13 protein-coding genes are annotated in these 13,860 nt (G+C 67.5%); all 13 read left to right on the top strand.

Annotated features, from left to right (window positions below):
* Nucleotide 1 precedes the first annotated feature (1 nt).
* The 13 genes from nusB (at nt 2) to metK (ending at nt 13,860) form a co-directional block, all read left to right on the top strand.
* Complete coding sequence (nusB, locus tag AAYO93_RS08955; protein WP_345764631.1) at nt 2-421, top strand: transcription antitermination factor NusB; 420 nt, start codon at nt 2-4, stop codon at nt 419-421.
* A 31-nt stretch (nt 422-452) separates the two neighbouring features.
* Nucleotides 453-1,163 carry a DsbA family protein gene (locus tag AAYO93_RS08960; protein ID WP_345764632.1) on the top strand — a complete coding sequence of 237 codons (711 nt, stop codon included), beginning with the start codon at nt 453-455 and terminating at the stop codon, nt 1,161-1,163.
* 82 nt (nt 1,164-1,245) lie between these two features.
* The gene (gene pyrR, locus AAYO93_RS08965) at nt 1,246-1,806 is read left to right on the top strand and encodes a bifunctional pyr operon transcriptional regulator/uracil phosphoribosyltransferase PyrR (protein ID WP_345764633.1); all 561 of its coding nucleotides are present in this window, start codon (nt 1,246-1,248) and stop codon (nt 1,804-1,806) included.
* Nucleotides 1,803-2,756 (top strand): aspartate carbamoyltransferase catalytic subunit, encoded by a 954-nt coding sequence (locus AAYO93_RS08970; protein WP_345764634.1) that lies wholly within the window; start codon nt 1,803-1,805, stop codon nt 2,754-2,756. The genes pyrR and AAYO93_RS08970 overlap by 4 nt, the downstream gene beginning before the upstream one ends.
* The gene (locus AAYO93_RS08975; protein WP_345764635.1) at nt 2,757-4,115 is read left to right on the top strand and encodes a dihydroorotase; all 1,359 of its coding nucleotides are present in this window, start codon (nt 2,757-2,759) and stop codon (nt 4,113-4,115) included. It abuts the gene before it with no gap.
* The gene (locus AAYO93_RS08980; protein WP_345764636.1) at nt 4,108-4,668 is read left to right on the top strand and encodes a hypothetical protein; all 561 of its coding nucleotides are present in this window, start codon (nt 4,108-4,110) and stop codon (nt 4,666-4,668) included. The genes AAYO93_RS08975 and AAYO93_RS08980 overlap by 8 nt, the downstream gene beginning before the upstream one ends.
* 1 nt (nt 4,669) lies before the next feature.
* Nucleotides 4,670-5,812: a glutamine-hydrolyzing carbamoyl-phosphate synthase small subunit gene (gene carA, locus AAYO93_RS08985; protein WP_345764637.1), complete on the top strand. Its 1,143-nt coding sequence runs from the start codon at nt 4,670-4,672 to the stop codon at nt 5,810-5,812.
* Nucleotides 5,812-9,099, top strand: coding sequence for a carbamoyl-phosphate synthase large subunit (carB, locus tag AAYO93_RS08990; protein WP_345764638.1), 3,288 nt, complete (start codon nt 5,812-5,814; stop codon nt 9,097-9,099). The genes carA and carB overlap by 1 nt, the downstream gene beginning before the upstream one ends.
* Nucleotides 9,096-9,980: an orotidine-5'-phosphate decarboxylase gene (pyrF, locus tag AAYO93_RS08995; protein WP_345764639.1), complete on the top strand. Its 885-nt coding sequence runs from the start codon at nt 9,096-9,098 to the stop codon at nt 9,978-9,980. Before carB ends, pyrF begins: the two co-directional genes overlap by 4 nt.
* Nucleotides 9,973-10,899 carry a guanylate kinase gene (gene gmk / locus AAYO93_RS09000; protein ID WP_345764640.1) on the top strand — a complete coding sequence of 309 codons (927 nt, stop codon included), beginning with the start codon at nt 9,973-9,975 and terminating at the stop codon, nt 10,897-10,899. The genes pyrF and gmk overlap by 8 nt, the downstream gene beginning before the upstream one ends.
* 93 nt (nt 10,900-10,992) lie before the next feature.
* The gene (gene rpoZ, locus AAYO93_RS09005) at nt 10,993-11,250 is read left to right on the top strand and encodes a DNA-directed RNA polymerase subunit omega (protein WP_345764641.1); all 258 of its coding nucleotides are present in this window, start codon (nt 10,993-10,995) and stop codon (nt 11,248-11,250) included.
* Between the two features lie 78 nt (nt 11,251-11,328).
* Nucleotides 11,329-12,627: a bifunctional phosphopantothenoylcysteine decarboxylase/phosphopantothenate synthase gene (locus tag AAYO93_RS09010; protein ID WP_345764851.1), complete on the top strand. Its 1,299-nt coding sequence runs from the start codon at nt 11,329-11,331 to the stop codon at nt 12,625-12,627.
* A gap of 39 nt (nt 12,628-12,666) precedes the next feature.
* A complete protein-coding gene (metK, locus tag AAYO93_RS09015; protein WP_345764642.1) occupies nt 12,667-13,860 on the top strand; it encodes a methionine adenosyltransferase in 1,194 nt (397 codons plus the stop codon).

The raw sequence follows: 13,860 nt of genomic DNA on the forward strand, positions 1-13,860 counted from the left end.
GATGAGTGCACGGACGAAGGCGCGGAAACGTGCTCTTGATGTGTTGTACGGCGCCGACCTGCGCCAGATCCCGCTGAACCAGGCCCTTGCCACCGAAGCGGAACGAGCTGCAAGCGAGCCGCAGCGCGAGGCATCCTGGTTGTACGCCCGCGAGATCCTCGACGGCGTCATCGACAACGGCGACGAGATCGACGAGCTGATCGAGACGTATTCGCAGGGCTGGACCCTCGAGCGGATGCCTGTCGTCGACCGTGCGATCCTGCGGATCGGCATCTGGGAGGTCGTCTTCAACGACGAGGTGCCCGACGGCGTCGCCATCTCCGAGGCGGTGGAGGCTGCCACGGTGCTCTCGACCGACGACTCGGCCGGGTTCATCAACGGGTTGCTTGCGAAGATCGCCCAGACCAAATCCGCGGGTTGACCGACCCACGACCGGAAGAGACCGCATCCGCATGCCCCGACGTCGAAGCACCCTCATCCGCGCGCTGACGGCGGCCGGTGCGGCCGTGCTCGCGATCGCGATCGGCGTGGGCGTCGCCGCCTGCTCCACAGCGGGCAGTGCACCCGTGTCGACCGTGCCGCTGCCGACCGGCACGAGCGGAGCGGTGCACTTCGACGACGGCTACATCCAGGTCGGGTCGGGGCCGAAGACGGTGGACGTGTATTTCGACCCACTGTGCCCGTACTGCCAGGAGTTCGAGCTCACGAACGGCGCGACGCTGGCCTCCGCCGTGTCGGACGGGAGCATCACGCTCCGGCTTCACCCGTTGACATTCCTCGACCCCTCGTCGAACGGCACTGCGTATTCGAGCCGCGCGGCTGCGGCGCTCACCTGCGTCGCGGAGACCCAGCCGGATTCCACGCTCGACTACCTCGGGGCTCTCTACAAGAACCAGCCGAAAGAGGGCAGCGACGGCTTGACCGACAAGAAGCTCGTGTCGATGGCGACGGACCTCGGCGTCCCCGACATCTCGTCGTGCATCGCCACGGGCGCGAATCAGGCGTGGGCGCAGTCGATCACCCGGCGCGCGCTGGCGGGTCCGATCAAGGAGGCGGACATCACCCAGATCAAGGGCACGCCGACCGTCCTCGTCAACGGCATCTCCTACGCGGGGAGCATCACCGATGAGAAGGCTTTCGCGAAGTTCCTCGACTCGCACTGATTCCCGGTCTCCGGACCGACTATGCTCGTTCGAGGTAGACATCCTTTAAGAGCCGTCCAGTGAGGCGGGAAAGGGGGTCGGCATGACGGTGCGCACTGTGCTCCAGCAAGCTGACATCACCCGGGCGTTGACTCGGATCTCACACGAGATCCTGGAGTCCAACCGGGGAAGACGTGATCTCGTGATCCTCGGTATCCCGACGCGCGGAGTCGCGTTGGCGCACCGGATCGCTGAATCCATCGAACGCATCGAGCCGGGTGCGGGCGAATCGATCGTCGGAGCACTCGACGTGACGATGTACCGGGACGACCTGTCGCGGAATCCGACCCGCACGCCCTCGCCCACGTCCCTTCCCGGCCCGATCGACGGGAAGACGGTCGTCCTCGTCGACGACGTCCTCTTCTCCGGACGCACCATCCGGGCGGCCCTCGACGCGCTCAGCGACCTGGGGCGGCCTCGCGCCGTTCGTCTCGCAGTGCTGGTCGACCGCGGTCACCGCGAGTTGCCCATCCGCGCGGACTTCGTCGGCAAGAACCTGCCGAGCGCCGCCTCCGAGCGGATCAACGTGCGCCTGGCTGAGGTCGACGGCGACGAGTACGTGACCATCGATTCACCCGACGACGCGGGGGAGGCTCGCGCATGAGGCATCTACTGTCCACCAAAGGTCTCGGCCGCGACGACGCGATCCGGCTCCTCGACGTCGCCGAAGACATGGCGGATGTGCAGGGGCGCGAAGTCAAGAAGCTGCCGACCCTGCGCGGCAAGACGGTCGTCAACCTGTTCTTCGAGGATTCGACGCGCACTCGCATCTCTTTCGAGGCGGCCGCCAAACGGCTGTCGGCCGACGTGATCAACTTCAGCGCCAAAGGCTCGAGCGTCTCGAAGGGCGAGAGTCTGAAGGACACCGCGCAGACGCTGGCGGCCATGGGCGCGGATGCCGTCGTCGTGCGCCACCACGCCTCGGGCGCACCGCACACCCTCGCCTCGAGCGGGTGGATCGACGCGGGCATCATCAACGCGGGCGACGGGACGCACGAGCATCCGACCCAGGCGCTCCTCGACGCGTTCACCATGCGGCGCCGCCTGCACGGGGCCGGCTCTCGCGGCCGCGACCTCGGCGGCGTGACGGTGACCATCGTCGGCGATATCCTCCATTCACGCGTGGCCCGCTCGAACGTCTGGCTCCTCGAGACGCTCGGCGCCCGCGTGACGCTGGTCGCCCCGCCGACGCTCCTGCCGGTGGATGTGAGCGGCTGGCCTGCAGAGGTCGGATTCGACCTCGACGAGGCCATCGACACGGGCAGCCCCGACGTCGTGATGATGCTGCGCATCCAGGCGGAACGGATGAACGCCGCGTTCTTCCCGAACAGCCGCGAATACGCCCGCCGGTGGGGACTCGACGACGAGCGGCTGGCGCGCCTGCGCCCCGATAGCATTGTGATGCACCCCGGCCCGATGAACAGGGGCCTTGAAATCTCGGCCGCTGCAGCGGATTCGCCGCAGTCGACCGTCAGGGAACAGGTCGCGAACGGGGTGTCTGTGAGGATGGCCGCGCTGTACCTCCTGCTGTCCGGAGATCGGGAGGACTCGTAAATGGTGACTGACAACGCACGCAACCGACACCTCATCCGCGGCGCGACGCTGGCGGATGGCTCGATGACGGACCTGCTGGTCGAGAACGGGCGAATCGCGGAGACAGGCGCAGGGCTGTCCGCGGCGGGTGCGTCGATCGTCGACGCAGAGGGCCTGCTCGCGCTGCCGGGGCTGGTCGACCTGCACACCCACCTGCGCGAGCCGGGTTTCGAGCAGAGCGAGACTGTGCTCACGGGCACGCGCGCCGCCGCCGCCGGAGGTTTCACGGCCGTCTTCGCCATGGCGAACACCTCACCGGTGGCGGATACGGCGGGCGTCGTCGAGCAGGTCCTGTCGCTGGGCGACCGCGCGGGTTACGCGACCGTGCGCCCCATCGGGGCGGTGACGGTCGGGCTCGAAGGCGAGCGCCTGGCAGAGCTCGGGGCGATGGCAGACTCGCGCGCCCGGGTCCGGGTCTTCTCCGACGACGGCAAGTGCGTCTCCGATCCGCTCCTGATGCGGCGCGCACTCGAATACGTGAAAGCGTTCGACGGCGTCATCGCGCAGCACGCCCAGGAGCCTCGACTCACCGAAGGCGCGCAGATGAACGAGGGCGCGCTGTCCGGCGAACTCGGCCTCACCGGCTGGCCGGCGGTCGCGGAGGAGTCGATCATCGCGCGCGATGTGCTGCTCGCCGAGCACGTCGGTTCGCGCCTTCACGTCTGCCATGTCTCGACGGCCGGATCGGTCGACGTCATCCGCTGGGCCAAAGCACGGGGGATCGATGTCACGGCCGAGGTCACGCCGCATCACCTGCTGCTCACCGAAGACCTCGCCGCCGGCTACGACGCCCGCTACAAGGTCAACCCGCCGCTCCGTCGCCGTGAGGACGTCGAGGCGTTGCGCGCGGGCCTGGCCGACGGCACGATCGACATCGTGGCGACCGACCACGCACCACATCCTGTGGAAGCGAAGGACTGCGAGTGGGGTGCGGCGGCGTTCGGGATGGTCGGGCTCGAATCCGCGCTCTCGGTCGTACACGCCGCCGTGGTGCAGAACGGCCTGCTCGACTGGAACGACGTCTCGCGGGTTCTCTCGACTGCTCCGGCTGCGATCGGGCGCCTCGCCGGTCACGGGGGCCCGCTGGTCGCAGGGTCGACGGCCGACTTCCTTCTTTACGATCCCCAGGCGACCCGCACCTTCTCGACCGCCGACCTCGCAGGCAAGGGCGTCAATTCGCCGTACCTTTCGATGGAGCTTCCCGGCCGCGTCGTCGCGACCTTCCATCACGGCTACCCGACCGTCCTCGACGGCGTCGTGCTCCCGGCCGACGAGGTAGCCGCACAGGCAGCACTCTGGACGGAGACGATCGATGGATAAGCTCGTTCCCACGCTCGTGGCGATCGCGGTGGTGGCACTGATCCTCTACCTGCTGATCTTCGCGTGGCGCAGGCGCGCGAAGCGCGACGCCGGCCTCGGCGCGGGGTACGACGTGCCGGCGGATGCGGCGGTCGCTACACATGACACGGACACCCTCTACGTGGCCACGACTCCCCACGACAAGCCTCTCGAGCGTCTCGTCCTGCCGAACCTCGGGTTCCGCGGCAAAGCGACGGTCTCCGTCGCACCGGATGGCGTCACGCTCGCGATCACCGGCGCCGACCTCGTCTTCATCCGGGCATCCGCCCTCCTCGGCGTCGGTCTTGCGACCTGGGCCATCGACCGCGTGGTCGAGACCGACGGCCTGGTCTGGATCGCCTGGACGACCAGCGGCGGCGCGGCCGTCGACAGCTACATCCGGGTCATCGACCCGGCAGAACGGTCGTCGCTCATCGGCGCCGTGAACGACATCCTGCCGGCTTCGGTGCACGGGCAGACGCCCGCAGCGCACGACAGCACCGGCTCAGAGCAGACCAACGAAAGGGAGGTGTGAGGTGGCTGGTTTCGAACCGGCGGTCCTCGTCCTCGAGGACGGCAAGCGATATGTCGGGCGCGCGTACGGCGCACAGGGCCGCACCCTCGGCGAAGCGGTCTTCGCCACGGGAATGACGGGATACCAGGAGACGCTCACCGACCCGTCCTACGCGGGTCAGATCGTCCTCATGACGGCGCCGCACATCGGCAACACGGGCACCAACGACGAAGACATGGAGTCCCGGCGCATCTGGGTCTCGGGTTACGTCGTGCGGGAACCATCGCGGACCGTCTCGAACTTCCGTGCGACCCGGAGCCTCGACGAGGATCTCGTCGCGAACGGCGTCGTGGGGATCAGCGGGATCGACACGCGCGCCGTCACCCGCCACATCCGTTCAGCGGGCGCCATGCGCTCCGGGATCTTCTCCGGCGCCGACTTCGAACTGAGCGACGGCGAGCAGCTCGACCTCGTCCGCAGCGGCGCTGAGATGGCGGGTCTCAATCTCTCCGCAGAAGTCTCGACGCCCGAACCGTTCACGGTTCCTGCGGTCGGCGAGCGCATCGGATCGGTCGCGGTGCTCGACCTGGGCGTCAAGACCTCCACACTCAATTACCTGGCCTCACGCGGGTTCGACGTCCACGTGCTGCCTCAGATGGTGTCGGCCGGAGATGTTCTCGAACTGAAGCCCTCTGCGCTCTTCTTCTCGAACGGACCCGGCGACCCGAGCGCATCCGACCGTCATGTCGCGCTGCTGCAGGAGGTGCTCCGTGCCGGGGTGCCGTACTTCGGCATCTGCTTCGGCAACCAGCTGCTGGGACGCGCGCTCGGGTTCGGCACCTACAAGCTTCCGTTCGGTCATCGCGGCATCAACCAGCCGGTGCTCGACAAGTCCACCGGCCGTGTCGAGATCACTTCGCAGAACCACGGCTTCGCTGTGGACGCCCCGATCGAAGGCGTCATCGAGTCGCCCGCGGGCTTCGGCCGGGTCGAGGTCAGTCACTTCTCCCTCAACGACAACGTCGTCGAGGGACTGAACTGCCTCGATCTCAACGCGTTCAGCGTGCAATACCACCCCGAGGCGGCCGCCGGGCCCCACGACGCCAACTACCTGTTCGACAGGTTCAGGGACATGGTCCTCAGCACCAAGGGAGACGCGAAGTAATGCCACGCAGGGAAGACATCAAGAGCGTCCTGGTCATCGGCTCAGGGCCGATCGTCATCGGGCAGGCGTGCGAATTCGACTACTCCGGAACCCAGGCCTGCCGCGTGCTGCGTGAGGAGGGCGTGCGCGTCATCCTCGTGAACTCGAACCCGGCGACGATCATGACCGACCCCGACTTCGCCGACGCGACGTATGTCGAGCCGATCACCTGGCAGGTCATCGAGACCATCATCGCCAAGGAGCGACCGGATGCGATCCTGCCCACCCTGGGCGGCCAGACCGCGCTCAACGCGGCCATCCAGCTCCACGAGCACGGCATCCTCGAGAAGTACGACGTGGAACTCATCGGCGCCAAGTTCGAGGCGATCCAGAAGGGTGAGGACCGCCAGATCTTCAAAGACCTGGTGATCGCGGCGGGGGCGGATGTCGCACGTTCGCACATCGCCCACTCGGTCGAAGAGGCGATCGGCTTCGCCGAGGACCTCGGCTACCCGCTCGTCGTGCGGCCCTCGTTCACGATGGGCGGCCTCGGCTCCGGTTTCGCGCACACCGAAGAGGAGCTTCGCAGGATCGTCGGCGACGGCATCCACCAGAGCCCGACGAGCGAGGTGCTGCTCGAGGAGTCCATCCTCGGGTGGAAGGAATACGAGCTCGAACTGATGCGCGACACCGCGGACAACACGGTCGTCGTCTGCTCGATCGAGAACGTCGACCCGGTCGGCGTCCACACCGGCGATTCGATCACCGTCGCCCCGGCACTGACTCTGACCGACCGCGAGTACCAGAACCTGCGTGACATCGGCATCGACATCATCCGTGCGGTCGGCGTCGACACCGGCGGCTGCAACATCCAGTTCGCGGTCGATCCGGTCGACGGGCGTGTCATCGTCATCGAGATGAACCCCCGTGTGTCCCGCTCCTCTGCGCTTGCGTCGAAGGCCACCGGGTTCCCGATCGCGAAGATCGCTGCGAAACTGGCCATCGGCTACCGTCTCGACGAGATCCCGAACGACATCACGCGCGTCACCCCGGCCAGCTTCGAGCCGACCCTCGACTACGTCGTGGTGAAGGTGCCGCGGTTCGCCTTCGAGAAGTTCCCGGCCGCCGATCCCACGCTCACGACGACCATGAAGTCGGTTGGCGAGGCGATGGCGATCGGCCGCAACTACACGAGCGCTCTCCAGAAGGCGCTCCGCTCACTCGAGAAGCGCGGCTCGTCGTTCCACTGGGGCGCCGAGGAGCGCACGCTGGAGCAGCTGCTCGAGTCGATCGCGACACCGACCGACGGACGCATCGTCGACGTGCAGCAGGCGCTCCGCCTCGGCGCGACGATCGAGCAGGTCTTCGAGGCGACGAAGATCGACCCGTGGTTCATCGACCAGGTCGTTCTCATCAACGACGTCGCCGAGATGGTGCGCACCGCCGAGACCCTCGACACCGACACGCTGCGGTACGCGAAGGACCACGGATTCTCGGATGCGCAGATCGGCCAGCTCCGCGGCTTCGGCGAGGCGGATGTGCGCGAGATCCGTCACATCCTCGACGTCCGGCCCGTGTACAAGACGGTCGACACGTGCGCTGGAGAGTTCCCCGCGCTCACGCCGTACCACTACTCGAGCTACGACCTCGAGACCGAGGTCGAGCCGAGCGACCGCCGCAAGGTGGTCATCCTCGGTTCCGGGCCCAACCGCATCGGCCAGGGCGTCGAGTTCGACTATTCCTGCGTGCACGCGTCGTTCGCACTGCACGATGCCGGGTTCGAGACGATCATGATCAACTGCAACCCGGAGACCGTCTCGACCGACTACGACACGAGCGACCGGCTCTATTTCGAGCCGCTCACTCTGGAGGACGTGCTCGAGGTGATCCACGCGGAGAGCCAGTCGGGCGAGCTCGTCGGCGTGGTCGTGCAGCTCGGCGGGCAGACGGCGCTGGGTCTCGCCAAAGGTCTGAAGGCCGCCGGCGTGCCCATCCTCGGGACCACACCGGAAGCGATCGACCTCGCAGAGGAACGCGGCCTGTTCGCCGAGATCCTGGAGAACGCGGGGCTTCTCGCACCGCGCAACGGCACGGCGCACGATTACGCCGGAGCAGTCACGGTCGCCGAGCAGATCGGCTACCCGGTGCTCGTGCGCCCGAGCTATGTGCTCGGCGGCCGCGGCATGGAGATCGTGTACGACAGCCCGTCGCTTGCCGACTACTTCGACCGTGTCGCCAATCAGGGCATCGTCGGCCCCGCGCATCCCCTCCTCGTCGACCGATTCCTCGACGACGCGATCGAGATCGACGTCGACGCACTCTACGACGGCGAGACGCTGTACATCGGCGGGGTGATGGAGCACATCGAGGAGGCGGGCATCCACTCCGGCGACTCCAGCTGCACCCTCCCGCCGGTGACCCTGGGGCGCCAGGAGATCGATCGCGTGCGTGTCGCGACGCTGAAGATCGCCGAAGGCGTCGGCGTGCGCGGCCTGCTCAATGTGCAGTTCGCGATCGCCGCAGGCGTGCTCTACGTCCTCGAGGCGAATCCTCGGGCCTCACGCACGGTGCCCTTCGTATCGAAGGCGCTGGGCATCCCGCTGGCGAAGGCCGCATCGCGGATCATGGTGGGGGAGACGGTCGCAGACCTGATCGCCGAGGGCCTGCTTCCCGCGCAGGACGGATCGGTCATCCCGATGGACTCGCCCGTGGCCGTCAAGGAGGCGGTGCTTCCCTTCAAGCGGTTCCGCACCCGCGAAGGGCAGATCGTCGACTCGGTCCTCGGCCCCGAGATGCGCTCGACCGGCGAGGTCATGGGCATCGACAAGGACTTCCCCCGCGCGTTCGCGAAAAGCCAGTCCGCGGCGTACGGCGGGATGCCTCTCGGCGGCACGGCGTTCGTCTCGGTTTCCGACCGTGACAAGCGCTCGATCATCCTGCCGGTCCTGCGGCTGCAGCAGCTCGGCTTCGACATCCTCGCGACCGAGGGAACAGCCGAAGTGCTGAACCGCAACGGCATCGCCGCCCGCGTCGTCCGCAAGTTCAGCGACGCCCCCGATGGCGAGGCGCCGTCGATCGTCGACCTGATCAACCGCAACGAGGTCGACGTCGTGATCAACACGCCGAGCGGCCGCTCCGCCCGCGCCGACGGTTACGAGATCCGCGCCGCCGCCGTCGCCGGGGACAAGCCGCTTTTCACCACGATCGCCGAGCTCAGTGCCGCCGTCGCCTCCATCGACGCCATCCGCGAAGGCTTCGAGGTGCGGTCGCTGCAGCAGTACGCACTGGACCGGGCGGCGCGCGCGTGACCGCTGGAACGAAGGCGTTCGGGGACCGGCTGGCGTCGGCCTTCGTCGAATTCGGCCGGCTCTGCGTCGGTATCGATCCGCATCCCCATCTGCTGCAGGAGTGGGGGCTCGACGAGTCCGGCGCGGGCACCCGCGAGTTCGGGCTGCGGGTCGTGGACGCGGTCGTCGGACACGCTGGAATCGTGAAGCCGCAGATCGCGTTCTTCGAGCGCTACGGTGCAGCCGGGTATGCCGCGCTCGAGGATGTACTCGCGGCGGCTCGTGCCGCCGGCGTCCTGGTGATCGCAGATGCGAAGCGCGGCGACATCGGGACGAGCGTCGAAGCCTACGGTCAGGCGTGGCTCACTCCGGGTTCGCCGCTGGAAGCCGATGCGATGACCATCTCGGCGTTCCAGGGCGTCGGCTCGATCGCGGCCCCGATGGAACTGGCCGAGTCCGCGGGCAAAGGCCTGTTCGTCCTGGCTGCGACCTCGAACCCGGAGGCGGAATCGATCCAACGGGCCGTCGTCCCTGTGGAGAACGCCAGCGGACAGACGGTCTCCCGTGCCATCATCGATGGTGTGAAGGCGTTCAACGAAGCCCAGGCGGCGCATCCCTTAGGCTCCATCGGTGTCGTCCTCGGGGCGACCCTCGATCTCGCACGATTCGGCATCGACACCGCATCACCCGCAGGTGTCAACCCGCCGCCGGTGCTCGCGCCCGGCTTCGGCCACCAGGGTGCGAAGCTGTCGGATGCTCGGTCGATCTTCGGCTCGTACGCACCGGCGACGATCGTGAGCGAGTCCCGCGCGATCCTGTCCGCCGGCCCCGATCGCGTCGCCCAGGTCATCCGCGATCGAGCGGAGCAGGTCCGTGCCGAGATGGGGTCGCAGATTGGCTGAGCGCGGCAACCGCCCGACCCCGCCCGACGTCGACCGGGTCGCCGCATCGCGGGCGGCGATCGCGGCGCGTCGCGCCCGGGCCGCCGTCAAAGTGACGATCGCGAACGGTGACATCTCGTCGCTCACGGTGCTCGACAAATCCGCCGAAGAGCCTGAGGGAATCGAGGGGCGCCTCCGGGTCACAGAGTTCCTGCTGAGTGTTCCGGCGATCGGCACCACGAAGATGCACGAAGCCCTCGAACGGCTCGCGATCTCACCGGCCAAACGCCTCGGCGGTCTTGGAAAGCACCAGCGTGTGCGCCTGCGCGAGTACCTCGTCGACCGCGAGGCCGCGAACCACGGCAGGCGCCCGAACCGTCTCGTCGTTCTCGCCGGGCCGACCGCGGTCGGCAAGGGCAGCGTCGCTGGGTACATCAGGGAGAACTACCCCGACGTGCTCCTGTCCGTGTCGGCGACGACACGTCCGCCGCGCCCCGGCGAGGTCGACGGCGTCAACTACTACTTCGTCGACGACAGTGAATTCGACCGGATGATCGGGGCAGAAGAACTGCTCGAGTGGGCGACCGTGCACAACGCCTCTCGTTACGGCACACCGCGCGCTCCCATCGAGCAGGCTCTCGACGCCGGGCGCAGCGTGCTGCTCGAGATCGACCTGCAGGGTGCCAGAAACGTCCGGGCGGCGATGCCGGAGGCGCGGCTCATCTTCCTGCTCCCTCCCACGTGGGAAGAACTCGTGCGCAGGCTCATCGGCAGGGGCACTGAAGACTCCGCCGAACAGCAGCGCAGACTCGAGACGGCGAAGGTCGAACTGGCCGCCCAGGACGAGTTCGACTACAGGGTCGTGAACAGCGACGTGGCCGATGCCGCTCGCGAGGTCGTAGACTTGATGAAGATCCGCACGGCGCCGTCGCGCGCATAGCCGTCGCTGCGTCCCGCCGAGACGTTTCGCTGTGCTCGTTTCGCCGTGTTCGTTCGATCGACGACCAGACCTCTACCAAGGAGCAGTACACGTATGGCAACCAACCTCAAAGGCATCATCGACCCGCCGATCGACGACGTGCTCGCCAAAGTCGAGTCCAAGTACGCGCTGGTGATCTTCGCCTCCAAGCGTGCGCGCCAGATCAACGACTACTACGCCGACCTCCACGAGGGCAGCCTGTTCGACAACGTCGGACCGCTCGTCGACTCGACGATCGACGACAAGCCCCTCTCCGTCGCACTTCACGAGATCAACGAGGACAAGCTGACGATCAAGCCGATCGTCGAGTAGCGGTCTCACCGGGCTGAACCCATCGGCCCGGTTCCGACCCGTTCGATTTCCTGAGGGGATGCCGCTGTGAGCACTCGACTGACCATCGTCGTCGGAGTTACCGGCGGCATCGCCGCATACAAAGCCGTGAGTGTCATCCGCGCACTCGTCCTCGAGGGCCACTCCGTCCACGTCGTGGCGACAGAGGCGGCTCTGCGATTCGTCGGTCGGCCGACACTCGAGGCGATCAGTCGCAACCCTGTCGCCACCGACCTGTACGAGGGCGTGGCCGAGGTACGGCATGTCGCCATCGGGCAGTCAGCCGATCTCATCGTGATCGCACCGGCCACCGCCAACACCATCGCCAAGCTCGCAGTGGGACTCGCCGACGACCTTCTCGGCAACACCGTTCTCGCGAGCACGGCTCCGCTCGTCATCGCGCCCGCCATGCACACCGAGATGTGGCAGAACCCGGCCACCGTGGCGAATATCGCCACCCTCCGCGAACGCGGAGTCACGATCGTCGGACCGGGGGTCGGGCAGCTCACGGGCAAGGACTCGGGCCCGGGCCGCATGGAGGAGCCCGACACCATCGTGCGCGCGGCCCTCGCGGTGGTCGGAGGCGATGCCGTCACGTCGGCTGCCGCGCCCGCGATCGCGGTAGCCGCCGCCCAGCCGGCTGCCGTCGTGTCCCTCACCGAACGCCGCCGCGCCGGCGAATTCGTCCGACCGACGCGCGGAGGCGACGACCTCGCAGGCCGTCGCGTCGTCATCACCGCCGGCGGAACGCGCGAACCGCTCGACCCTGTTCGTTTCCTCGGCAATCGGTCGAGCGGGCGGCAGGGGATCGCCATCGCCGTCGCCGCGAAGGCCCGGGGAGCCGATGTGACGCTCATCGCCGCTCATCTCGAGGTTCCGCCGCCCGACGGCGTCCGCCTGATCGAGGTCGGCACCGCGAACGAGCTCCTCGACGCCGTCACCGAAGCCGCGCGCACGGCCGACATCGTCGTGATGGCTGCCGCTGTGGCCGACTACCGCCCGGCAGAGGTCCGCGCCGACAAGATCAAGAAGGCCGACGTCGGCGACCGACTCACGCTCGAGTTGGTCGCCAACCCCGACATCCTCGCCGGACTGGCCTCGGCCAGGCGCGAAGGCCAGACGATCGTCGGCTTCGCCGCCGAGACCGAGCAGGACCCGTCGGCTCTCGTCGACCTGGGCCGAAGGAAGCTCCAGGCGAAGGGCTCCGATTTCCTCATCCTCAACCAGGTCGGCTGGTCGCACGGGTTTGCCACAGAAAGCAATGAGGTCGTCGTCCTGAAAAGAGGCGGCGATATAGTGATGGAGGCCTCCGGCACCAAGCTGTCGGTGGCCGATCGTATCCTCGACGTCATCGCCTAACGCAAACCAGATGTGGATGGGCCCGAACTTGGGACAACTATGACTGAACTGCGCCTCTTCACCTCCGAATCGGTGACCGAGGGACATCCTGACAAGATCTGCGACCAGATCTCGGACAGCATCCTCGACGCCCTTCTCACGGAAGATCCGGCGAGCCGGGTAGCGGTCGAGACTCTGGTGACCACAGGGCTCGTCCACGTCGCCGGTGAGGTGACGACCAGCGGCTACGTCGATATCCCCACCCTGGTGCGTGACCGCATCGTCGCCATCGGCTACAACTCGTCCGAAGTGAGCTTCGACGGGCGCTCCTGCGGCGTTTCGGTGTCGATCGGCGCGCAGTCGCCCGACATCGCACAAGGCGTCGACAACGCGCTCGAATCACGTGCCGAGCAGAGCGGCGACGACCTCGACCGCCAGGGCGCCGGCGACCAGGGCATCATGTTCGGCTACGCCACCACCGAGACGCCCCAGTACATGCCGTTGCCGATCTGGCTCGCGCATCGTCTCGCGGAGCGCCTGGCGGAGGTGCGCAAGAACGGCACCCTCGACTACCTGCGGCCCGACGGCAAGACCCAGGTGACGGTCGGCTACGAGGGATTCGTTCCGAAGACGGTGCAGACCGTCGTGCTCTCCACGCAGCATTCACCCACCGTCGGATCCGAGACCCTGCAGGCCGAGGTCATCGAAGAGGTCATCAACCCCGTGCTGCACGGCGCGGGCCTCGACACGTCGCACGTGCGCACCCTGATCAACCCCACCGGTCGTTTCGAGATCGGCGGGCCGAAGGGCGACGCCGGGCTCACCGGCCGCAAGATCATCGTGGACACCTACGGGGGCGCCAGCCGCCACGGCGGGGGAGCGTTCAGCGGAAAAGACCCGTCGAAGGTGGATCGGTCTGCGGCATACGCGATGCGCTGGGTGGCCAAGAACGCGGTCGCCGCAGGGTTCGCCGATCGTCTCGAACTGCAGGTCGCCTACGCGATCGGCAAGGCGGCTCCGGTGGGTCTGTACGTCGAGACCTTCGGTACGGGCGTCCTCCCCGACGAGCAGATCATCCGGGCGATCCGCGATGTCTTCGACCTTCGACCCGCGGCCATCATCCGTTCGCTCGACCTGCTGCGCCCGATCTACGCCCAGACGGCGACATACGGGCATTTCGGCCGCGAGCTTCCCGACTTCACGTGGGAACGCCTTGACAAGGTCGACGACCTCCGCTCTGCAGCGGGATTGTAG

Origin of the sequence: Diaminobutyricibacter sp. McL0608 (genome assembly GCF_039613825.1) — a bacterium.
Lineage (GTDB): Bacteria > Actinomycetota > Actinomycetes > Actinomycetales > Microbacteriaceae > Diaminobutyricibacter.